The organism is Micromonospora sp. DT233 (assembly GCF_049841815.1).
GTDB lineage: Bacteria > Actinomycetota > Actinomycetes > Mycobacteriales > Micromonosporaceae > Micromonospora.
In genome coordinates, this window is sequence record NZ_JBNCLB010000017.1 from 57,630 (window position 1) to 78,670 (window position 21,041).

Annotated in this window: 21 protein-coding genes and 2 tRNA genes; 13 read left to right on the forward strand and 10 right to left on the reverse strand. The window is 74.4% G+C overall.

From position 1 onward, the window contains the following. The first annotated feature begins 1 nt into the window (after position 1). From ACLQ2V_RS25340 to ACLQ2V_RS25355, 4 genes are all read left to right on the forward strand, one after another. A complete protein-coding gene (locus tag ACLQ2V_RS25340; RefSeq protein ID WP_425721080.1) occupies positions 2-910 on the forward strand; it encodes a DUF3566 domain-containing protein in 909 nt (302 codons plus the stop codon). Between the two features lie 150 nt (positions 911-1,060). Next, positions 1,061-1,134: transfer RNA gene (locus tag ACLQ2V_RS25345), tRNA-Ile, on the forward strand. Between the two features lie 43 nt (positions 1,135-1,177). Further along, complete coding sequence (locus ACLQ2V_RS25350) at positions 1,178-1,309, forward strand: DLW-39 family protein (RefSeq protein ID WP_425721081.1); 132 nt, start codon at positions 1,178-1,180, stop codon at positions 1,307-1,309. A gap of 43 nt (positions 1,310-1,352) precedes the next feature. Then, positions 1,353-1,425: transfer RNA gene (locus ACLQ2V_RS25355), tRNA-Ala, on the forward strand. 608 nt (positions 1,426-2,033) lie between these two features. On the opposite strand, the gene ACLQ2V_RS25360 is transcribed toward ACLQ2V_RS25355, so the two are convergent. Further along, positions 2,034-2,765: an SDR family oxidoreductase gene (locus ACLQ2V_RS25360; protein WP_425721082.1), complete on the reverse strand. Its 732-nt coding sequence runs from the start codon at positions 2,763-2,765 to the stop codon at positions 2,034-2,036. A gap of 245 nt (positions 2,766-3,010) precedes the next feature. Between ACLQ2V_RS25360 and ACLQ2V_RS25365 the strand changes: the two genes are divergently transcribed. The 3 genes from ACLQ2V_RS25365 to ACLQ2V_RS25375 are packed head-to-tail and all read left to right on the forward strand — an operon-like array spanning position 3,011 to position 4,027. Continuing rightward, entirely contained in the window at positions 3,011-3,337 is a 327-nt protein-coding gene (locus tag ACLQ2V_RS25365; RefSeq protein ID WP_425721083.1) for a PadR family transcriptional regulator, read from the forward strand. Beyond that, entirely contained in the window at positions 3,334-3,690 is a 357-nt protein-coding gene (locus tag ACLQ2V_RS25370) for a DUF1048 domain-containing protein (RefSeq protein ID WP_425721084.1), read from the forward strand. The genes ACLQ2V_RS25365 and ACLQ2V_RS25370 overlap by 4 nt, the downstream gene beginning before the upstream one ends. 1 nt (position 3,691) lies before the next feature. Continuing rightward, a complete protein-coding gene (locus tag ACLQ2V_RS25375) occupies positions 3,692-4,027 on the forward strand; it encodes a DUF1048 domain-containing protein (RefSeq protein WP_425721085.1) in 336 nt (111 codons plus the stop codon). Positions 4,028-4,126: 99 nt separating this feature from the next. Here the strand turns inward: ACLQ2V_RS25375 and ACLQ2V_RS25380 are convergent, their stop codons facing one another. After that, complete coding sequence (locus ACLQ2V_RS25380; RefSeq protein ID WP_425721152.1) at positions 4,127-4,969, reverse strand: LysR family transcriptional regulator; 843 nt, start codon at positions 4,967-4,969, stop codon at positions 4,127-4,129. A gap of 101 nt (positions 4,970-5,070) precedes the next feature. On the opposite strand from ACLQ2V_RS25380, the gene ACLQ2V_RS25385 reads away from it, so the two are divergent. Continuing rightward, positions 5,071-5,805: an SDR family oxidoreductase gene (locus ACLQ2V_RS25385; RefSeq protein WP_425721086.1), complete on the forward strand. Its 735-nt coding sequence runs from the start codon at positions 5,071-5,073 to the stop codon at positions 5,803-5,805. Between the two features lie 30 nt (positions 5,806-5,835). Here ACLQ2V_RS25385 and ACLQ2V_RS25390 read toward each other — a convergent pair whose 3' ends face one another. The 3 genes from ACLQ2V_RS25390 to ACLQ2V_RS25400 all read right to left on the reverse strand — a co-directional run bounded on the left by ACLQ2V_RS25390 (position 5,836) and on the right by ACLQ2V_RS25400 (position 8,342). After that, a complete protein-coding gene (locus tag ACLQ2V_RS25390) occupies positions 5,836-6,858 on the reverse strand; it encodes a CehA/McbA family metallohydrolase (protein ID WP_425721087.1) in 1,023 nt (340 codons plus the stop codon). 43 nt (positions 6,859-6,901) lie between these two features. Continuing rightward, positions 6,902-7,261: a cupin domain-containing protein gene (locus tag ACLQ2V_RS25395; protein ID WP_425721088.1), complete on the reverse strand. Its 360-nt coding sequence runs from the start codon at positions 7,259-7,261 to the stop codon at positions 6,902-6,904. Positions 7,262-7,592: 331 nt separating this feature from the next. Continuing rightward, positions 7,593-8,342 (reverse strand): HAD family hydrolase, encoded by a 750-nt coding sequence (locus ACLQ2V_RS25400; protein ID WP_425721089.1) that lies wholly within the window; start codon positions 8,340-8,342, stop codon positions 7,593-7,595. Positions 8,343-8,462: 120 nt separating this feature from the next. Between ACLQ2V_RS25400 and ACLQ2V_RS25405 the strand changes: the two genes are divergently transcribed. Further along, positions 8,463-9,425, forward strand: coding sequence for an L-threonylcarbamoyladenylate synthase (locus ACLQ2V_RS25405; protein WP_425721153.1), 963 nt, complete (start codon positions 8,463-8,465; stop codon positions 9,423-9,425). Positions 9,426-9,486: 61 nt separating this feature from the next. Here the strand turns inward: ACLQ2V_RS25405 and ACLQ2V_RS25410 are convergent, their stop codons facing one another. Together ACLQ2V_RS25410 and ACLQ2V_RS25415 are read right to left on the reverse strand one after the other, a co-directional pair. Next, entirely contained in the window at positions 9,487-10,281 is a 795-nt protein-coding gene (locus tag ACLQ2V_RS25410) for an MBL fold metallo-hydrolase (RefSeq protein WP_425721090.1), read from the reverse strand. A 55-nt stretch (positions 10,282-10,336) separates the two neighbouring features. Then, entirely contained in the window at positions 10,337-14,881 is a 4,545-nt protein-coding gene (locus ACLQ2V_RS25415) for an HAD-IC family P-type ATPase (protein WP_425721091.1), read from the reverse strand. A 191-nt stretch (positions 14,882-15,072) separates the two neighbouring features. Here ACLQ2V_RS25415 and ACLQ2V_RS25420 point away from each other — a divergent pair, with 191 nt between their 5' ends. Next, entirely contained in the window at positions 15,073-16,515 is a 1,443-nt protein-coding gene (locus ACLQ2V_RS25420; RefSeq protein WP_425721092.1) for an MFS transporter, read from the forward strand. 483 nt (positions 16,516-16,998) lie between these two features. Here ACLQ2V_RS25420 and ACLQ2V_RS25425 read toward each other — a convergent pair whose 3' ends face one another. Continuing rightward, positions 16,999-17,724, reverse strand: a complete 726-nt coding sequence (locus ACLQ2V_RS25425; RefSeq protein WP_425721093.1) for a TetR/AcrR family transcriptional regulator — start codon at positions 17,722-17,724, stop codon at positions 16,999-17,001. A 30-nt stretch (positions 17,725-17,754) separates the two neighbouring features. On the opposite strand from ACLQ2V_RS25425, the gene ACLQ2V_RS25430 reads away from it, so the two are divergent. From ACLQ2V_RS25430 to ACLQ2V_RS25440, 3 genes are all read left to right on the forward strand, one after another. Continuing rightward, positions 17,755-18,879, forward strand: coding sequence for an FAD-dependent oxidoreductase (locus tag ACLQ2V_RS25430; protein ID WP_425721154.1), 1,125 nt, complete (start codon positions 17,755-17,757; stop codon positions 18,877-18,879). 111 nt (positions 18,880-18,990) lie between these two features. Beyond that, a complete protein-coding gene (locus ACLQ2V_RS25435) occupies positions 18,991-19,185 on the forward strand; it encodes a hypothetical protein (protein ID WP_425721094.1) in 195 nt (64 codons plus the stop codon). A gap of 90 nt (positions 19,186-19,275) precedes the next feature. Continuing rightward, positions 19,276-19,824: a YbaK/EbsC family protein gene (locus ACLQ2V_RS25440; RefSeq protein WP_425721095.1), complete on the forward strand. Its 549-nt coding sequence runs from the start codon at positions 19,276-19,278 to the stop codon at positions 19,822-19,824. A gap of 51 nt (positions 19,825-19,875) precedes the next feature. Here ACLQ2V_RS25440 and ACLQ2V_RS25445 read toward each other — a convergent pair whose 3' ends face one another. Further along, positions 19,876-20,511, reverse strand: a complete 636-nt coding sequence (locus ACLQ2V_RS25445) for a DsbA family oxidoreductase (RefSeq protein ID WP_425721096.1) — start codon at positions 20,509-20,511, stop codon at positions 19,876-19,878. 94 nt (positions 20,512-20,605) lie between these two features. Beyond that, positions 20,606-21,034, reverse strand: a complete 429-nt coding sequence (locus ACLQ2V_RS25450) for a SufE family protein (RefSeq protein WP_425721097.1) — start codon at positions 21,032-21,034, stop codon at positions 20,606-20,608. Positions 21,035-21,041: the final 7 nt, after the last annotated feature.

Consider the following 21,041-nt stretch of genomic DNA (forward strand, 5'->3'; position numbering starts at 1 on the left):
GATGACGGAGACACAGGCGAAGTCGGGGAACAAGGGGACCTCGGCCAACCCGGTCGACGAGGAGGCCGCCGCGAAGAGCGGCGCACCAGCGACCGGCCGCGCGGCCGTGGGCCGGGCAACCGTCCCCGCCGACGCGCCTGCCCCGAAGTTCACCCGGGCCCCCGGCATGGCGCCGCCACCGGAGTCCCCCGGCGACGACTCGGGGACGAGTGATCGGCCGGAGACATCCGACATCGATCCACCCACCTCCGTGACGACTCCCGTCGTGGGGGCGGGTGACGCCGCCCGCCCGGGGACGACCCAGCCGATCCGGACGGGGAGCGGCCAGCCGGCCGGCAACACGTCCACCGGCAGCATCCCGCGAGTGGGCACCGGCAAGGCCAAGCCACAGCCGGACGGCGGGCGTACGGGGGGCACAAACCGGCCCGCCAACGGCGGTGGGTTGCCGCCGGGGGTGGCCGGCTCGTCCGCCGTCGGGGCCGCCCGGGTCGGTGACGCGGTACGGGCGGCGCGTACCGCGGTCAGCTCGGCCGCCTCGCGGGGGCCGCGCCGGGCCCGGCTGAACCTCAAGCGGATCGACCCGTGGTCGGTGATGAAGTTCGCCTTCGCCGTCTCCGTGGTGCTCTTCATCGTGGTGGTCGTCGCCACCTCGGTGCTCTACCTGGCGCTGGACGCGATGGGTGTGTTCCAGAGCGTCAACGAGAGCCTGGCCGACCTGGTGAGCGCCGGCGGGCAGGCCGGCACCAGCAGCTTCCAGGTCACGGCCAAGGGCGTGATCCTCAGCTCCGCGTTGATCGGCCTGGTCAACGTGGTTCTGTTCACGGCGCTGGCCACCCTCGGCGCGTTCGTCTACAACGTCTGCGCCGACCTGGTCGGCGGGATCGAGTTGACGCTCGCCGAGCGCGACTGACCCACCCGACGCCGGGGCGTGCCGCGTAAAGCGGTCGCCCCGGCGTCGTACGTCCGGGTAGTTTCAGGGGCGCGGCGGGGCAGGCGGCGGGCGGTGACCCCCGATTTGGGGGGCGCCGGGCGGATGCGTTAACCTTGGCCGTCGCCACGCGGGGCTATAGCTCAGTCGGTTAGAGCGCAGAGCTGATAACTCTGAGGTCGCTGGTTCGATTCCAGCTAGCCCCACCGCACATCGTTCCGACGGCTGTCGAGCGCGAGGGATATCCCCATGTTCAAGAAGCTTTTGATCCTGGCCGGCGTCGTCGGAGTGGCTGCCGTGGTGGCCAGGAAGATCAAGACCTCGAACCACGATCGCGCCGTGTGGCACGAGGCGACCACCGCCACCACCGACCTGCGCTGAGGCGTTCCTCCGACGGCCAGCTCGCGGCGGCTTCGCCGCTCTCGGGGCCCTAGCTCAACTGGCAGAGCACTGCCTTTGCAAGGCAGGGGTTAGGGGTTCAAGTCCCCTGGGCTCCACCCTTACCGCCTTTGACCAGGCGTTTTGCCCGCCGAAGATCAACGGGCACACGTCACCTGGATTCCGCCGCTCGATCCCCGGCAGCCTGTAGCACCGTGCCGACCAGGGCCCTCGGACGCTGCCGCTTCGGCCACCCAGTCGACAGCCGCAGCCGGCCGCAACTGGGCGCACGCGGGGCAGCTCCCGACACCGACCGGACGGCCCCCGCGCACCTCAGTGCTAGAACGGTTCTGTGGGTCGGCACCTCGGGACGTGGCGGGTAGAACTGAAGAGGTGCAATGGCCTACCCGAGGAGGCAAGGTGGCTCAGCGCTCGCAGCACCAGCGGGGTCGGTGCCCCGTCTGCAAACGCGTCGTAGCCCTCACCGCTGGCGGAAGGGTTGCGCGGCACAACGGCACCATTCGTGCCTACGCCCCGCCCGAGGAGTGCCCCGGGAGTGGAGAACGAGCGGAGACTGCGGGGTCATGAGCAACAGCGCGGCGCTGCGTAGATGCCAGCCGATTGGGTCGATGGCCCGTAGGTGAGGAGCGGCAAGCCCCAAGCATGGGGGCGGCGGTCGCAGTGCCCCAACTGGTGATCCTTGCGCCAGCTCCTACCGCAGTCACGGTCAGGCAATGCCGCCGTCGCTGTGTAGGAGTTGGCCGTTGATCCAGCCCCCGTCGGGTGAGCACAGGAACGCGACGAGGTTTGCGCAGTCCTGTGGGCGCCCGAGGCGACCGAGCGGCGTGGACCGCAGGACGGCAGCCTTGATCTCTGCGGTCATCCAGCCGGTATCGGTTGGGCCCGGGTCGATGGCGTTGGCGGTCACGCCGAGGTGGGCCAGCTCTTGAGCAGCCGCCAGGGTGATCCGGTCGAGAGCGCCCTTGCTGGCCCCGTAGGGAAGGTTGCCGACGGTGGCGTCGCTGGTCAGGCTGACGATCCGTCCGGTGCCAGGTGGCCCCTGGAACCGTTGGGCGTACTCGCGGATCAGGAGCCAGCTGGCCCGGGTGTTGACCGCGAAGTGACGGTCGAAGCTCTCGATGCTGGTGTCCAGCAGGCCCGAGTTGACGCTCTCGCAGTGGGCGAGGACGAGCGCGCCGACCGCGCCCAACTTTCGCTCCACGGCGTCGAAGATGCCGGTCGTCGCGTGCGGATCCCCGAGGTCCGCCTCGATGGCGGCGGTCTTCGCCCCGTGCTCGACGGCCTGGTTGCGCAGCTGCGTCACGGCGTCGGGATCGGCTCCCCAGGGCATCCGCTCGTCGTACGGGGTCCAGTAGGTGAAGCCGACGTCCCATCCGCTCCGTGCCAGCGTCAGCACCACTGATGCCGCGATGCCAGCCCTGCGGCCGGCGCCGGTCACCAGGGCGACGGGGCGATGCTGTTGATCCGTGCCAGCCGTGCGTGCCATCCTTCGGTCGCACCCCCTTCGACGCGCCATTCTTGCTGCCCGCCAAGGGGGCCGTCATCGGAATTAGCCCGCGATGCAGCGGAGCCGGCGGTGCCTCGCCACGGCGCATCGACTGAGGACCACCAGGTACCGGTACCTAGTGTTACGGTATAGCGGTACCCAGTGGTACGAGGTAGCTGGAGCGGAGAGGGGCCGCGATGGACGACCTGACGGAGATGCTGAAGGGCACGCTCGAGGGCTGCGTGCTCGAAATCATCCGCGGCGAGGAGACCTACGGGTACGCCATCACGCGCCGGCTCAACGAGCTCGGCTTCACCGACGTCGTCGACGGAACCGTGTACACCATCCTGCTGCGGCTGGAGCGCAACGGCCTCGTCCAGGTCACGAAACGACCCTCGGAGGTCGGCCCGCCGCGCAAGTTCTACGCGCTGAACGACGCCGGGCGCAGGGAGCTCGCGACGTTCTGGGCGAAGTGGCAGTACGTCTCATCGCGCATCGACAGGCTCAAGGAGGGCAGCCGATGAACTTCTGGGAGCGGATCACGGGCAGCGATCTCACCAGGGAATGGAAGGCGTTCGAAGCCCGGGCCCAGGCGTTGCCGGCCGACCACCAGGCGGCGTGGGGGCAGATCAAGACCCACCTCTTCCCGTACGGGGACTTCACCGGTCGCGGCCTGCTGCCGATCCTCGACGCCGCGCTGGGGCTGCTCGAAGAGGCGTCGGCACACGGGCTGAGCGTCCGCGAGGTGCTCGGCGACGACATCCCCGGCTTCTGCGCGGCGCTCGCCGGCGGCGAGGGTGCCCGGACCTATCGGGACCGGTGGCGCGAGCAGTTGAACCGAAACGTGGCAAGGAAACTGGGCCGGCTAGGAGGCTGACGTGGGCATCCAGGACATCATCGAGGGCAAGAAGCAGTGGCGGGCGCACCTGGCTCGGGTCAAGGCGCTCCCGCCGGACTACCAGATCGTCTACAAGGAGATGCAGAGGTACCTGTTCAAGGTCGGGCCGGTCGGCCTGGCCGACGGGCCTCTGCTCCCCGGGATCGTCGACTTCTTCGAGGAGGGCGTCGCGGCCGGCAAGGGGGTCTCGGAACTCATCGGCCCCGACGTCGCCGCGTTCTGCGACGACCTGGTCAAGGACTCGCGCACCCACGCGGAGAGCTATCAGGAGTCCCTCGGCGGGAAACCCGGCGCGGAGGAGGGGCAGCACCCGTAGTCACCAAGCCGGTGGGCGTAGACCCAGCCGACGCGGGCGTATTCCCGAAGATCTCCGGGGCGCAGCGGGGCCGCCTCGACGGCACCGGCGTCGAGGGACTCATCGCAGCCGGGCTGCCGTGCGGACGAGCCCGGCGACGGCCCGGGAGCGGCTCTGCGGGGGCCAGGCGAGAACGGTGGTGACGTACGGCGCGTCGGTCAACGGGACGGCGGCGTGCGCGCTCCACAGCCACGACCGGGACGAGGCGCAGAGGACGGCCATGGTGTGCCCGAGGGCGATCAACTGCGCCAACTGCGACTGGTCGTGGATCTCGGGGCCCGGCCCCGGCTCGTACGTGCCGTCCTGGCGGGGCCAGCGGGCGACCGGCAGGTCCGCCACGCCGCCGAGGTCAGCCATGGTCAGCGACGTACGCGTGGCGAGCGGATGCCCGGCGGGCAGGATGGCGACCTGTTGCTCGGTCAGCAGGTCCTCGGTGTCGAACCCGGCGAGGGCGTCGAAGGGCCGCTGCATGAAGGCCACGTCGGCGCGGCCGTCGCGCAGCATCCGCGCCTGGTCGCCCATGCCGCAGAGCAGCACCTCGATCTCGGCCGCGTCGGGCTCAGCGGTGTGGGCGTCGAGGAGCTTCCGCAACAACTCGTGATTCGCGCCGGCCTTCGTCGCCAGCGACAGCCGGTTCGGGGCGGACGCGGCGCGTCGGGTGCGGCGGGTGGCCGCGGCGGTGGCGTCGAGGATGGCGCGGGCCTCGTCCAGCAGCACCTGGCCCGCGTCGGTGAGGGCGACGCTGCGGCGGTTGCGTTCGAGCAGGGTGACACCGAGGCGCCGTTCGAGCTGCTGAATCGCTCGGGACAGGGGCGGTTGGGCGATGCCGAGCCGCTCGGCCGCCCGGCTGAAGTGCAGTTCCTCGGCGACCGTGACGAAGTATCTGAGCTCGCGGGTCTCCAGGGTGTCCATCGGGCCACGATACTGCGGTGATACCGGTCGGGTATGACAGCGGACCTGAACGGTGTAAGGAGACCGCTGCCCGACGAGCCACCATCGGCGTCATGAGCGACACGAAGACCGCGCTGGTGACCGGCGCGAACAAGGGACTTGGATACGAGATCGCGGCGGGGCTGGGCGCGCGGGGTCACCGCGTGGCGGTGGGGGCCCGCGACAAGGCCCGGGGCGAGGCGGCCGTGAAGATGCTGCACGCCGCCGGCGTGGACGCGTACGCGGTCCCACTGGACGTCACCAGCGACCGGAGCGTCGCCGAGGCCGCAGAGCTGATCGAACGGCAGGGCGGGCGCCTGGACGTCCTCGTCAACAACGCCGGGATCTCGGGGGAGACTGGGCCGGGCTGGGCGCAGGACCCGACCGCGCTGGACCTCGACGTCGTCCGCGCGGTCGTGGAGACCAACGTCTACGGCGTGATCCGGGTGACCAACGCGATGCTGCCGCTGTTGCGGCGCTCGGCCGCCCCGCGCATCGTCAACATCTCCAGCAGCGTGGGCTCGATGACCTGGCAGTCGGACCCGAACATCGACGTCGGCCCGATCATGGCGGCCTACTCGCCGACGAAGTCGTACCTCAACGCCGTCACCGTGCACTACGCGCGGCAGCTCGCCGGGACGGGCATCCTCATCAACGCCGTCTGCCCGGGCCTGGTCGCGACCGACTTCACCGGACTCCAGGGCCGGCCTCCGCAGGAGGCCGCCGCGACCGCGATCCGGCTCGCCACGCTCCCCGACGGCGGGCCGACCGGGTCGTTCGTCAACGACGACGGTGTCATCCCCTGGTGACCAGCAGGGCAGCGACTGCTCCGATGACGCTCAGGCCAGGATGACGGGGTTGGTGAGCGCCGCCATCTGCCCTCCGTGGTGGCGTACCTCGATGCGGACGAACGCCGACTCCGCCGCGTCGGTCTGCCACTGCACGGCCCCGGCCCCGTCGGCGGGCAGCGATTCGCTGTGCACCCTGCCCCGATCGGTGTGGAAGCTGACCCTGCCGGCCGGCACACCGCGCACCTCCGCGCGTACGACCGTCGGCTCGCCGTGGGTCGCCAACCGCTCGCCAGTCCCGGCGCTCCGCCCACCGGCGGAGACCGTGAGCAGTAGTTCGATCGTGGCCGACTCGGCGATCCAGACCCGACCGGCGCGGATGCCGTCGAGGACCGCGTCCCTGCTCAACTCCTCGGCCAAGACCACCGTCTGTGGGACGCCGAGCTGGCCGGCCACGTGCGCGTCGCTGTTGCCGATCGCCGGTCGCCAGCGGCCGTTGTGGATGTCGGCCGCCAGGCCGCGTCCCCATTCGGCCAGCGCCGCCTCGTTGTCGGCGTTCCACGGCCGGTCGGAGCTCCACAGCCCGTTCCACACCTCCACCACATCGAACCCCTGGAACGGGTACGAGAAGACACCGGCGGGATACGGCGCGTGCGGATGAGCCGCGACGCAGAGCCCACCGGCTCGGTGCACCTGGTCCAGATGCCGGCCGATCGCGTCATCCCGCACGCCGTACCGCCAGTCGACCACGTCGGTCGCCGCGAGGCCGAGCGCCAGCCAGTGCCCCGTGCGGGTGACGACCTCCTGCCCGAGGATCACCAGCAGGTCGTCACCGGCGAACGGTCCCCAGGCGCCATGGGTGTCGGCCGTGTTGTGCTCGGTGATGGCGATGAAGTCCAACCCGACGTCGCGGGCGGCGGCCGCGAGCTGCTCCGGGGTCAGTTCCCCGCCGTTCGAGCGTGCCGAGTGCACGTGGCAGTCACCTCGGTACCAGGCACGCCCGCGGCCGGCCACCCGGCTGCGCGGGAACTGCGAGTGCGGGGCCGGCTTCGTTTGGTGTTCGTCCGTCGGCATTTCGACACGGTACCCAGCGAGGCGAGACGGCGACGACTGGTTCTCAGGCCAGCCGGCGCTCGGCCGTCAGCTCGCTCGGGGTGTCGCCGGTGTTGACGGTCGTGCTGGGCTCGATCAGCACGACGTCGGCGCCCTCGACGGAGACGGGCTGGTGCGGCACTCCGCGCGGCACCACGTACAACTGCCCGGGGCCGAGGGTGACGTCGCCGGCGTCCATCCGGATGGTCAGTGATCCGCGCAGGACGAGGAAGAACTCGTCGGTCTCCGGATGGCTGTGTCGGGTGAACTCGCCCTTGGTCTTGACCACGCGGACGTCGTAGTCGTTGAGGACGGCGACCGTGCGGGGTGACCACGGCTCGGCGAAGGTGGACAGGGCGGCGGCGAGGTCGACGGCATCGTTCATCCGCCCATCGTCGAGCAGGCACGCCGGCGCGGCAATGCCCGAGCGCCGGGCTCGGGCCCCTGGGCGGACGCCGGTGCGGGCGTCGACCCCGGGCCGTGCGGCGGGACAGCGGTTCCGGGTCGCCGCGCCTACCCTCTGACCATGGGAGCTATCAAGCCGTGGCACCTGGTCGTCATGCTGCTCTGCCTCCTGCCGACGGTGGCCGCGATCGTCGGTGGGGTCTGGGCGGTCAACCGGTCCCGCACCCGCCGCTGACCGGCCCGACACAACCTGGGGAGCCGCGGCGTCGAGCGTCGCGGCCGGGTCGGCGGCGCCGGGACCGCCGGGGAGATCAGGCGAGGCCGGCGTCCCGGAGCAGCGTGAGCAGGCCGTGGCCGTCCTCGACCAGGGCGTCGGGTTCGAGATCGGGCGCGGCGGGTTCCCGGTCGGTGCGCGGCGAGCGCATCAGCACCGCCGCCCCGATGCCGGCCCGGCGGGCGCAGGCCACGTCGCGGTGCCGGCTGTCGCCGACGAACCAGCACTCGCCGGTCGGCACGTCGACGGCGTGGGCGGCGCGGCGGGCCAGCTCCGGGTTGGGTTTACGCGGCCCGGCCTCGTCGCTGTAGAGCTGCGCGGCGAAGAACCCGTCGAGGTCGGCGGCGGCCAGGAAGTCCCGGTGGGCGGCGCCGCAGGTGGTGTTGCTGACGACCGCCAGCGGGAGACCGGCCCGCGCGGCGGCGGCCAACGCCTCGGGGATGCCGGGGCGCACCGCCCAGGCGTCGCGCCACGTCCAGACGTACGCCAGCGGGGTGGCCTCCCGCGCGACGGCCGCCGCCGCCGCCGGGGGCCAGCCGCCGGTGAAGAACCGGGCCCAGACCTGCGCGTGGGGCAGCTCGACCGGCTCTTCCCGGTCGCTCTCGTCGTCGCGCCACGCCGCGTACGCCCGGTCGCCGTCGATCAGGTCCCGGGTGATCCGGTCGGCGGGCAGGTCGGTGAGCCGGGCCAGGCGTTCCACCAGCTCGGGTGGGGCGGGGGACCGGGGTGGTGAGTCGGCGAGGACGCCACCGAAGTCGAGCAGCAGGGCACGTGGCGTTCGCAGCATCCCCGCATCCTGTCGCACCCGCGCGGCGAGGTGAAGGGGGCGCACGGATGGGTCCCCACCGGCCGCGCCGTCCGTGCGGGCGGTTAGCGTCGGTGCGTGAGCACCGGATCCCCACGTGTCCTGCCCGCCGAGGGCGGCATCGCCGAGGCCGCCGCCGCCCTACGGGCGGGGGGCCTGGTGGCGTTCCCCACCGAGACGGTCTACGGGCTGGGCGCGAACGCCCTGGACGCCCGCGCGGCGGCGCGGATCTTCGAGGCGAAGCAGCGGCCGAGCTTCGACCCGCTGATCACCCACCTGGCCGACGCGGCCGACCTGACTGCGCTGGTGGGGCCGGTGCCGGAGGCGGTGGCCGCGCTGGCCGCGCGGTTCTGGCCGGGGCCGCTGACGCTGATCGTGGACCGGCCGGTCACCATCCCGGCGATCGTGACCTCCGGCCTGGCCACGATGGCCGTCCGGGTGCCGGACGAGCCCTCCGCGCGGGCGTTGATCGCCGCTGCCGGGGTGCCGGTGGCCGCGCCGAGCGCCAACCGGTTCGGCCAGCTCAGTCCCACCCGGGCCGAGCACGTGGTGGCCGGGCTCGGCGCGGCGGTGGACGTGGTGCTCGACGGTGGGCCGACCCGGTGCGGCATCGAGTCGACCATCGTGGACGCCCGGAGCGGACGGCCGGTGGTGCTGCGCCTGGGCGCGCTGCCGGTGGAGGCGCTGGTCGAGGCGGTCGGCCCGGTGACCGTGCGGCCGGGCAGTTCCGGTCAGCCGGTGGCACCGGGCACGCTGGCGGCGCACTACGCCCCGCGTACCCCGCTGCGGGTGGTGGAGCATGCGGGCCCGGCGGCCGGCGGCGGCCGACGGGGGCTGCTGGCGTTCCGGGAGCGCCCGGCGGGCGGCGACTGGGCGGCGGTGGAGGTGCTCTCGCCCGCCGGTGACTTGACGGCGGCGGCGGCCCGGCTCTTCGACGCGCTGCACCGGCTCGACGCGGCCGGGGTGGGCGAGATCGTCGCCGAGCGGGTCCCGGACGTCGGGGTGGGGCGGGCGATCAACGACCGGCTGGGCCGGGCCGCCGCGACCTGGCGCGGACACGACTGAGCCGCCGGGCCGGCCGCCGCCGGGTGCGCGCCCGACCGGCCCCGGGGCGCGCGCCGGCGGGTCAGGGGGTCAGGGGGACGGTCTCGCCCCGGTGGACGGGCCTGATCCGGTCGCCCAGGCCGCGGCGGCGGGCCTCGGCGAGGAAGTCGGCCAGGGGCGAGCGGAACACCGGGTAGTCGTCGTAGTGGATCGGCACGGTCAGCCGGGGTCGGATCAGCTCGGTGAGGTCGGCGCCCTGCCGGGCGTCCATGGTGAGCAGGATCCCGGCGATCCGGGTGCCGCCGAGGTGGATCAGCATGGCGTCGATGTCCGGGTACCGGCGGGGGATCTCGGCCAGCAGCGGCTTGTTGAGGGTGTCGCCGGTGACGTAGAGCCGGAACGACCGGACGCCGCCCTGCTCCAGGTCGATCATCGTGCCCATCACGTCGGGCAGGACCAGGTCGAGGGCGCCGGGCCCGTGCTTGCCGGGCAGCGCGGTCAGCCGCAGGGTCTCGTCGCCGCGGCGCAGCTCGTGGGTACGCCAGGTGGGCAGCCCTTCGGCGGCCCGGAACCCCCAGCGGCGCAGCTTGCGCCCGGCGGCGGGGGTGGTGAGGATCGGCACTTCCCGGTCGAGTTCCCGGCGGGCCACCCGGTCGAAGTGGTCGCCGTGCAGGTGGGACAGGATGACCGCGTCGAGCTGCGGAAGCTGGGCGATCTCCAGCGCCGGGTCGGTGCGCCGCCGCGACCACAGCCCCCTGCCCAGGTACGCCCGCTGCCCGCGATGCAGGAAGTTGGGGTCGGTGAGCAGGGTGAACCCGCCGATCCGCAGCACCGTCGTGGCGGTGCCGACGAAGGTGACCTCCGGTCGTTGCGTCATCATTCTCCACCTCCGCACCAAGCCGTACCCCGAGCCGGCGGGCCCATGCGGCGCCTCAGCGGGCGGCCTCGGCGGGCGGGCCGGCGGCGGCCTCGGCGGCTGGGCCGGCGGGGTCCTCGGGAGCCGCGCCGGTGGGGGCCTCGGCGGCCGGGTCGACCGGCGGCTGCGGGGTGCCGTCCAGGACCCGGCTCAGGGCGCCGTTGGCGGCGGTGGCGCCGATGGCCGAGCCGACGGCGATGCCCCAGCCGACCGGCCCGAGCGGGGTGCAGCCGAAGAAGTGGCTGACGCCCGGGGTCTGCACCACCAGGACCAGCGCGCCCACGGAGGCGGCCGTCGAGGCCAGCACGGTCGGGCTGGTCCCACCGGCCAGCACGGTCTGCCCGAGTTGGGTGCCGACCAGCGAGGCGAGCGCGACCGTCCCGGCCCGGCGTCGCCGCCCGGTGTACCGGGCGAGCGTCCAACCCACCGTCGCGCCCAGCGTGGTTGACGCCGCCCGCAGCGCGATCTCCCGGTTCAGGGTCTCGCCGAGCGAGCTGTCGGGGCCCTCCCGCAGCAGGTCGGCGGCGTGGTCGGCGGCGGGTGGCCGGACCGCGATGGCCAGCGCCGGCACCAGGTCGGTGAGCAGGTTGACCAGGAGCAGTTGCCGCGCGTTGAGTGCGGAACGGCCCGTGCTGGCCGCGCTGAGCACACTGAACGCGATCTCCCCGAGGTTGCCGCCGACCAGGATGCTCAGCGCGTGGCGCACCGACGACCACATGGCCCGCCCCTCGACCAGGGTGGCGATGATCGTCTCCAGCCGGTCGTCGGTGACGACCAGGTCGGCGGCGGCGCGGGCGGCCGGGGTGCCCCGTCGACCGAGGGCGATGCCGACGTCGGCGAGCCGGATCGCGGGCGCGTCGTTGGCGCCGTCCCCGGTCATCGCCACGGTCCGCCCGCACGCCTGCAACGCCTGGATGATCCGGACCTTGTGCGCCGGGGTGCAGCGGGCCACCACGTCGGTGCGGGCGAGCCGCTCGGCGAGCGCCGCGTCGTCGAGCCGGTCCAGCTCGGTGGCGGTCACCACCCGCTGCTCGCCGTCGTCGGGGCTGATGGTCGCGGCGATCGCCGCCGCCGTCGCCGGATGGTCGCCGGTGATCATGATGGTGTGCACGCCGGCCTGCCGGATGCGCCGCACGGCGGGCGCGGCGGAGCGGCGTACCCCGTCGGCGAGGGCCAGGAAACCGACGAAGACCAGGCCGTCCACCTCGTCGTCGGTCACCGTCTCGGCCGGCGCCGGCCGCTCGGCGACGGCCAGGATGCGGTGCCCGGCCCCGGCCCGGTCGGCGAGCAGCCGATGCAGCTCGGCGCGTCCGGCGTCGTCCAGCGGCCGGTCGCCGCCGTCGCCACCGCGCCGGGCGGCGCACCGGGGCAGCACGGTCTCCGGCGCGCCCTTGACGCTGAGCAGCAGGCCGGCACCGGTCCTGCCGACGGTGGCGAGGTAGCCCCGGGACGGCTCGAACGGCAGCCCACCGACCGCCCGCCAACCCTCCGCGCCGGCCCGCTCGTCGACCCCGGCCACCTCGGCGCCCCGGCGGACCGCCCGGTCGGTCTGCTGCGGCAGGTCGTCCGGGTCGCCGCCCGGGGTGGCCCGCAGCGCGGCGGCCAGGGCCAGCCGCAGCGGGCCTTCCAGCCGCTCCGGCGGGGCGTACCGGGTGCCGTCGCCGACGCCGGCCAGCAGCAGCCGGCCCTCGGTGAGGGTGCCGGTCTTGTCGAAGCAGAGCACGTCGACGCGGCCCAGCGCCTCGATGGTGCGCGGGTTGCGGACCAGCGCGCCGTGCTCGGCCAGCCGCCGGGCCGCGGCGAGCTGGGCGGCGCTGACCAGGAACGGCAGCCCCTCCGGCACCGACGCCACGGCCAGGTTCGCGGCGGTCGCCGCCGTCTCCGCCAGGGGTACGCCGCGCAGCAGCCCCGCCCCGGCCACCGCCACGGCCGACCCGGCGGCGACCGGAACCGCCAGGGCGGTCAACCGGCTGAGCCGGGCCTCCACCCCGTTGGCCGGGGACGGTTGCCGGGCCAGCGCCAGGCTCCGCCCCGCCTCGGTGCCCGCTCCGGTGGCCACCACGACGGCGACGCCGTGCCCGGTGGCGACCGTGGTGCTCTCGTACACCATGCAGCGCCGCTCCGCGACGGAGGCGGCGATCACCGGGGCGGCGGTCTTGCCCACCGGCAGCGACTCGCCGGTCAGCGACGACTCGTCCGCCTCCAACCCGGCGCTGGACAGCACCCGGCAGTCCGCCGGCACGGCGTCGCCGGGGCCGAGCACGACCACGTCGCCGCAGACCAGGTCCTCGGCGGCCACCATCCGCTCCGCGCCGTCGCGTCGGGTCCGGGCGGTGACCGCCGAGCGGGACAGCAGGTCGGCCAGGGAGCGGTCGGTGTTGCGCTGGTGCACCGCCCCGACCAGGGCGGACCCGCCGACGATCCCGCCGACGAGGGCCGCGTCGACCAGCGAGCCGAAGCTCGCGGAGAGCACCGCGCCGGCGGCCAGCACCGGCGTGAGCGGGTTGGCCAACTCGTCGACGAAGGCGTGCAGCAGCCCGGACGTCCCGCCCGGCGGGTCCGGCGATCCGTCGCCGTGGCGGCGCTGCGCCTCGGCCGAGCTGAGGCCGTCGGCGTCGGTGTTCAGCCGGCGCAGCACCGCGTCGACCGGCATCAGGTGCCACGGCGTCACCGGCGTCACCGGCCCGTCGGCGTGGTCCGGCAACCGGCCCGCCCGCCACATGCCGTGCGCGAAGGCCAGGACGGCGGCCCCGTTCACCGCCGCCAGCGACCGGCGCGGCAACAGGCGGGGGTCGGCGGTGAGCGCGCCGAGCGCGGCCAGGCCGGTGCCGGCCGCCGACAGTCGGATGTTCTGTGCCGTCATCCGGCGGGCCACCCCGGCCGCCTCGATGATCAACGCGGCGCTGCGCAGATCGGTGCCGATCAGCAGGTGCGCGCCCCAGGGCGGCAGATCGTCCGGGCCGGAGAGGCCCAGGCCGCAGTCGGCGGCACCGAGCGCCGTCCGGTCGGCGGAGAGCAGCAGCACCACCGCGCCTTCGCGTTGCAGCCCGCGTACCGTCTCGGTGAGCTCGCCGCCGCCGGGCCGTACGGCGTCGGCGAAGTCGTACCGGCCGTCGTCGTCGTCGCCGGCGACCACCAGGCGCAGGCCGGCCCGGCGGGCGGCGCCGGGCAGGGCGTCCACGCCGGGGGCGGGCTCCGGATCCACCCGCAGCAGGGCCACCAGCCGGTCGGTCTCGGCGAGGCCGAGCAGGGCCCCGCCGGTGCCGCGCAACCGGCGGCTGTCGTCGGTGTCGCCCGGGTCGGTGGCGTCGATCTCGTCCAGCGGGCCGAGCCGCCAGCCGTCCGCCCGCCGCAGCCCGGCGGGGGCGGCCGGGTCGAACAGCGCGAACGCGCGGGTCGCCACCGCCGTGGTGTCGGCCCCGGCGAGCGGGGCCAGGTCGGCCAGCACCCCCCGGCCCGAGCCGAGCACCGCCGCGTCCAGCACCACCGTGTCGATCCGGTCCAGCTCCCGCAGCACGCTGCGGTCCATGGCGATGACGCCGCGCCGGGCGAGCATCCGGCCCAGTTGGGCCGCGTACCCCTCGCGGCCGCTGCCCGGGGCCTTGGGCAGGCTGGAGAGCCCGAGCGCCGCCGCCCGTTTCGGGCCGACCACCGGAATCGCCGCCGCGCCGGCCGCCGCGCCCGCCGCCAACATCCGGGCGGTGAAGCGTTCGGCGGGGCCGTCGGGCTTCGGGTTCGGGCGTTCCGCCCGGGGCACCCGGGCCACGGCCCGGTCCGGATCGCCGGTGAGCCAAGGCTCCGCCCTCGACCAGGCCGCGAGCTGGGCGTGCGCCTCGCCCCACTGCACGACCCGTTGGGCGCCGTCCAACAGGATCGGTATCCAACCGCCGCTGAGGCCCTGCACGACCGCCTCGGCCAGCGGGAAGATCACGTCGGCGCGGGGGTCGGCGCGCACCTTCCGGCTGATCAGGGCGTGCAGCCTCGGGTGCAGGTCGACGGCGGCGAGGAACCCGGCCACCTCGGCGGGGACCGGGGCGAGCGGCAGGATCCGGGTGGCCGCCAGGATGCCCAGGCCGAGCGCGTCGGAGGCCAGCGCGCCGAGGGTCCGTGGGGTGCGCGGCCCCTCCTCCGGCGGGTGCGGCGGCGGGACCTCCGGGTCCGGCTCGTGCTCGCAGTTGCGCTCGCACCGGGCGACCGTGGCGATCAGGTCGCGCAGCTGCGGCTCCGGCTCCTCGACCGCCACCACCACCCGGCCCGACGGCGCGTTCACCCGGGCCCAGGCCACCCCGGGCAGCCGCTCCAACGTCCACTCCACCTGCCGCGCCAGCGTGTCGCCGCCGTCCTGGCTGACGCCGTGCACCTCGATGTGGTGCCGCCCGGGGCGTGACCAGACCCGCCGCCGGGTCAGCCCGGCCAGCCGGGCCAGCCGGGTCGCGGCGGTGCCGGCGGTACGCGTCGCCTCCCCGACCAGGTGGGGCACGGCCCGGGACGCCTCCTCCACCAGGTGGGGTGCCGGCAGCGCCGGCAGGAGGCGGCCGGCCATCCGGCCCAGCGACGTCATCGGGGGGTACGGCCGCGACGCCGACCGGGACGGCCGGTGCCGTCGTTGCCCCCGCCGTCGCCCATCGCGCCTCCCGCACTCGGTCCCGGCGGGCTGGCTTCCCATCCGCGCGGGGGTCATGCCCCTGCCGGGCGGGAAAGTTTCGGGTCCGGGCTTGACCTGAAGCAGGGTTCACGGCGGACGCTGGCCGCATGTCGCGCGTACCACTGATGTTGGCGGCCCGGCGGCCCCCGGTCGCCGCCGAGCGGTTGCTCTCCCCGCACCTGCGGGCCATGACGGTGGGCATGGTGGCCCTGGTGTCGCTGCTCGCGTTCGAGTCGCTGGCCGTCGGCACCGCCATGCCCACGGTCGCCCAGAGCCTCGACGGCCTGTCGCTGTACGGGCTTGCGTTCGGTGGCCCCTTCGCCTCCGGCGTGGTGGCGATGGTGGTGTCGGGGATCTGGTGCGACGCGCGGGGACCCCGGGCACCGGTGTGGCACGGCGTCGGCTGGTTCGTCGCCGGGCTGCTGCTGGCGGGCACCGCCTCCACCATGGGGGTGCTCGTGGTGGGGCGGGCGGTGCAGGGGTTCGGCTCCGGCCTGCTGATGGTGGCGCTCTACGTGGTGGTCGGACGGGTCTACCCGGAGGCGCTGCACCGGCGGATCTTCGCCGCGTTCGCGGCGGCCTGGGTCGTACCCTCGCTGGTCGGCCCGGCGCTGGCCGGGCTGATCGTCGAGCACCTCGGCTGGCGCTGGGTCTTCCTGGCGGTGCCGGTGGTGGCGGTGCCGGCGGCGCTGCTGATCCAGCCGGGGCTGCGGGGGATCGCGCCGTCGGCCGTCCGACCGGCGGCGCACGCGGCCGCCCGGATCGGTTGGGCCTGCGGGGCGGGGGTGAGCGCCGCACTGCTGCACTACGGGGGGCAGCAGCGCGGCGCTCTCGCGCTCGGCCTCGTGGGGGCCGGGATCGCCGGCCTGCTCAGCTGTGCCCCACGCCTGCTGCCGGCCGGCTTCCTGCGCGCCGGCCGGGGACTGCCGACCGTGGTCGGGCTGCGCGGGCTGGCCTCCGCCGCCTTCGCCGGCGCGGAGGTGGTGATCCCGCTGATGCTCTCCCGCGAGCGTGGGCTGTCGGCGACCGGGGCGGGCCTGGTGCTGACCGTCGGGGCGCTCTCCTGGTCGGCCGGGTCCTGGTTCCAGGGCCGGCTGCCCGCCCCGGGGACCGTCCCGGTGGGCGGACGGCGGGCCGTCCGGCTGTCCCTGACGGGCTCGCCGGCCACCCTCGTGCGCGCCGGCCTGGTCTGCATCGCCGTCGGGACCGCGACGGTGACGCTCGCCGTGTGGCCCCGGGTGCCGCTGGCCGTCGGCGTGCTCGGCTGGGCGGTCGCCGGGCTCGGGATGGGGTTGCTCTACCCGTCGCTGTCGGTGCTCACCCTGGAGTTGTCGGCCCCGGGCGAGCAGGGCCGCAACAGCTCCTCGCTGCAACTGGGCGACTCCCTCTTCGCGGCGACCGTACTGGCGCTGACCGGCGCGGTGCTGGCCGCAGGAGCGGCTCCGAGCCGGGCCGGCTACGCCACGACGCTCGCGCTGGCCGCCGGCCTGGCCACGGTGGGGGTCCTCCTCGCCGGCCGGGTCGTCCCGCTGCCCCGGCCCCGGCCCTGACCCCGGACGGCGGGGGGAGTACGGCCCTATCCGAGCGGGCCTGCGTGGCTATCGACCGTGCCTGCGTGCCTATCGACCGTGCCTGCCGGGCTGCCCGCCGGTCTGCCTCGGCGCGGGCTACGGCGGGCGCCCTGCCTTCGTCGACGGTGGATTACTGCGGCTGTTCTGGAGCTGAGCGTTGCGCTACTGCGGGCCCTTTGGAGCTGAGTCACCTACGACATCAGCGCGCTCGATCGGGGTCTTTCACGGTGATGCACTTACGACATCAGCTCCAAAGGATCCACGGGCCACCACCTTCCCGCTGCCGATACGCCTCGATCGGACAGCCGGAATCGCCGTGCCCGGGCGGCGTCTTCCCTTGACCACTCTTGACCACCCTGCCTGGGCGGCGGGAAGAAGGCCGCAGGTCGGCGGACGTGGCGGCAACGACGTGACGTCGGCCGATCGCTGGCCGGCCAGCCGCACAGTCAGGCGGGCAGCAGGTCAGGGGTGGGGGTGGCCGGTGATGCCGTCCAGGACGGTAGTCAGGTTGTGGCGGAAGGTCTCCTCGGCGTCGAGGTGGGCGCCGTCGACGACGAGCCGGGCGATGGTGGGGTAGCGGCCGGTGGCGAGCATGCGGTTCAGGTAGGGCCCGAGGGCGGCCTGCCAGGCGGTCACGTCGGTGCCGGTGGCACGGGCGGTGCGTCGCTCGGTGACCTCCCTGCGGAGCGCTCCGACGAGGAAGGCGTTGAGGGCTCCCGTGGCCCGCTGGAGGTCGTCGAGGCTCCGCACGCCGGGGGCCTGGCTGAGCGCCGCCGCGGTCGACTCGCCCACCGCGAGCGCGTGCGGCCCGAGGTGCGGCCGCGCGCCGAGCAGGTCGGCGAACCATTCGTGGTCGAGGGCGGCGGCGCGGGTCCGGTGGACGATGGCCAGGACCGTGTCGCGCCACTCGGGGTGCTGGTCGGCCTCGGCGATCCGGGCATAGACGGCGTCGACCATCAGGTCGAGCAGTTCGGATCTGTTGGCCACGTAGTCGTAGAGCCGCATCGGGCCGACGCCGAGCTCCTTGGCGATCTTGCGCACGGAGAGCCCGTCGAGGCCGTGGGCGTCGGCGAGCCGGATCGCGGCGTCGGCGATCTTCGCCCGGCTCAGCGGCACCGGGGCCGCTCGCGGCTGAGGCTCGGGCCGTTCCCAGACGGGCAGCGGCGCGCTACCGTACGGCGTATCCATAAGATACAGCGTACGTTAAGGGAGTTGACGATGCGAATGGCGATCGCCGGTGGCGGCCTCGGCGGCCTGACCCTGGCCCGGATCCTGCGCCGGCACGGCGTCGACGCGGTGGTCTACGAACGCGAGGCGAGCCGATCGGCGCGGTCGCAGGGCGGAATGCTCGACCTGCACCCGGAGTCCGGGCAGCGGGCCCTGGCCGAGGCGGGGCTGACCGCCCGGTTCCGCTCCGAGGCGCGGCCGGAGGGCGAGGAGCATCGCATCCTCGACCCGGCCGGACGCACCCTCGTGCACCACAAGCCACGACCCGGCTCGTTCGCCGGACGCCCGGAGATCGACCGGCGCGTACTGCGGGATCTGTTGCTCGACTCGCTCCCCGGCGACACGGTGGCGTGGCAGCACCGGCTCGTCGCGGCGACGCCACGACCCGGCGGGGGCTTTCGGCTGACGTTCGACGGCGGCCACCACGTCGACTGCGACGTCCTCGTCGGCGCGGACGGCGCGCGCTCGGTCGTCCGACCGCTGCTGACCGACGCGAAACTCTCCTACGTCGCCACGTTGGTGCAGCTGAGGATCGACGACGTCGACCGGCGCCACCCGGCGCTCGCCGAGCTGGTCGGCCCCGGCAACCTGTGGTGCGTGGGCGTGGACCAGGTCCTGGCGGCGCAACGCCTCGGCGACGGCAGCCTGCAGGTCGGGGTCTCGCTGCGCGCGGAGGAGCGCGACCTCGACACCTTGCGCAGCAAGGGTGCTCTGCTGGAGATGTTCGAGGGCTGGGATCCCGGCCTCACCGCCCTCGTCGAAGCCGGCGACGGCGCGCCGGTCCCGCGCCGGATCGAGGCGATGCCCCGCGGCACCCGCTGGGCCCACCGGCCGGGCATCACCCTGCTCGGCGACGCCGCGCACCTCATGCCGCCGGTCGGCGAGGGCGCCAACCAGGCCATGCTCGACGCCGCCGAACTCGCCGCCGCTATCGCCGCCGATCCCGCCGACCCCGACTCGGCGATCCTGGCGTACGAGGAGGCGATGTTCGCCAGGATCCACCCGATCGCCGAGATGTCCGCGCGGGTCCAGGCGATGATGCTCTCCCCCACCGCCGCCGACGACATCGTCCGCTTCTTCACGCGGCGACCGACCGAGCCGGCGACCGCGGGCTGAGCGCCTCCCGCGCGGCCGGAATTGCGGGCCGGTGACCTGGGCCGGACACGTACGGGGGAACCGGCGGAAGATGAGAAGTTCACCGGTCGGGCGTCCGCCTACCGTGACGCCATGTTGGTTCTTGTCGCCACCGTGATCCTCTACGTCTGCGGGTTCGTGTTCCTCTACGGGGTGATCCGGCTCGCCGTCCGGCACGCCCTGGAGGACCTGGAGACCCGCCGTCCCGGGCTGCTGCGCGGCCAGGAGGCCGCCGCCGCGCAGGACCGGTCCTTCGTCCGCGAGAACCCCTTCGTCGCCAACGGTTGACGGCCGCCCGGCCTGACGGGCACGGCACCCGGCGGCAGGTGGTGGCCCGGCGGGCGGGCTTCGTCCGGGGGTGCGAGGATCGCAGCCGTGATGGGAACGCTGAAGACCGAGCCCGCCCGCAGCCGCCCCGACCTGCTGGCTTCGCCGGTGGCCGCGGCGATCGGGCAGTGGGCCGCCGACGCGCCGGTGGACGTCGACGACGTGCTGGTCGCGCCGATCGACGCGGACCTCGCGGACACCGCCGCCTTCTGCGCCGCGTACGAGGTGGGGCTCGACGTGTCGGCGAACTGCGTGGTGGTCGCCGGCAAGCGCGAGGGCGTGCTCCGGTACGCGGCCTGCGTCGTGCTCGCCACGACCCGGGTCGACGTCAACGGGGTGGCCCGCCGGACGCTCGGCCTGCGCAAGGCGAGCTTCGCCCCGATGGCCGACGCGGTCGAGGCGACCGGCATGGAGTACGGCGGGATCACCCCGATCGGGTTGCCGGAGGAGTGGCCCATCCTGGTCGACGCACGGGTGATCGCCGCTCCGCACGTGATCGTCGGATCGGGCGTGCGGCACAGCAAGATCGCCCTTCCCGGCCCGGCGCTCGGCGCGCTGCCCGGTGCGCAGGTGCTGGAGGGCCTGGCCAGGGCCGTCTAGCGATCGATCAGCGCGGATGTCGTTGCACGTGAAACATCACGGCAGTCGATGTCAGCGGGTGGCCGCCTCGCGCTGCTCCACCTCGGAGAGTGCGGCCAGCAGGGTCTGCGGCTCCTGCGCCCCGGTGACGGCGTACTTGCCGGCCAGCACGAAGGTCGGGACGCTGGTGACGCCGAGACTCCGGGCGGCGGCCAGTTCGGCGGTGAGCTCCGCAACGTCGGCGTCGGAGTCGAGGAAGGTCCGCACATCGTTCTCGTCGAGGCCCACCTCGGCGGCGATCCGGGCCAGCGCCGGACGCGACCCGACGTCCACGCCGTCCGTGAAGTAGGCCCGGTAGAGGGCGTCCACGGCCTCGGCGGCGCGGCCCCGCCCGGTGGCGTACCGGACCAGGCGGTGGGCGTCGAAGGTGTTGGCGGTGACCGCCCGGTCGAAGTCCAGCCGCAGCCCCGCGCCCGCCGCGACCTGGGTCACCTGGGCGAGCATCTGCTCGGCGCGGGCCCGGTCGCCGAACTTCGCGGCCAGCCCGTCGATGAGTGGCTGCGGGGTCGACACCGGCGACGGGTCGAGCTGGAACGGCCGGTACCGGATCGTCACCTCACCGTCGTACGACTCCAGGGCCTGCTCCAGGCGGCGCTTGCCGATGTAGCACCAGGGACAGACCACGTCGGCGTAGATTTCGATCTCCATGACCGGGGTCAACCCGCCGGCGGGCTCGGCTGTTCCCCCGAAGGGCGCGCGCCATGGAAACGCGGCGCGGCGCGGGGACGCGGCGCCGCAGCGGTCAGCCCGTCTGCTCGCGGACCTGGCGCTTCAGCCGGGTCAGGACCGCCGTGCCGCCCCGGACCCGCAGCGGGCTGACCACCTGGGTCAGCCCCAGCCGCTGGTAGAGGTCGTCCGGCACGGCCAGCACCTGCTCGACGCTCGCCCCGGTTAGGCCCTCGGCGAGGATGCCGGCGAAGGCCCGGGTGGTGGCCGCCTCCGGCGGGCAGTCGAACCAGGCGGTCACCGTCCGGTCCGGGGCCACCTCGGCGCGCAGGAAGAGCGGGGACTGGCACTCGGGCACCTGCTCCATGCCCGCCCGGTCGGTCAGCTCCGCCGGCAGCGCGGGGATGACGTCGGCGTACTCGAGGAGCATCTCCAGCACCACGTCGCGCGGTGCCGTGGCGAACTCGTCGACGATCTCGGCCAGCTTGGTCGGCATCTCGGGCATCCGGTCA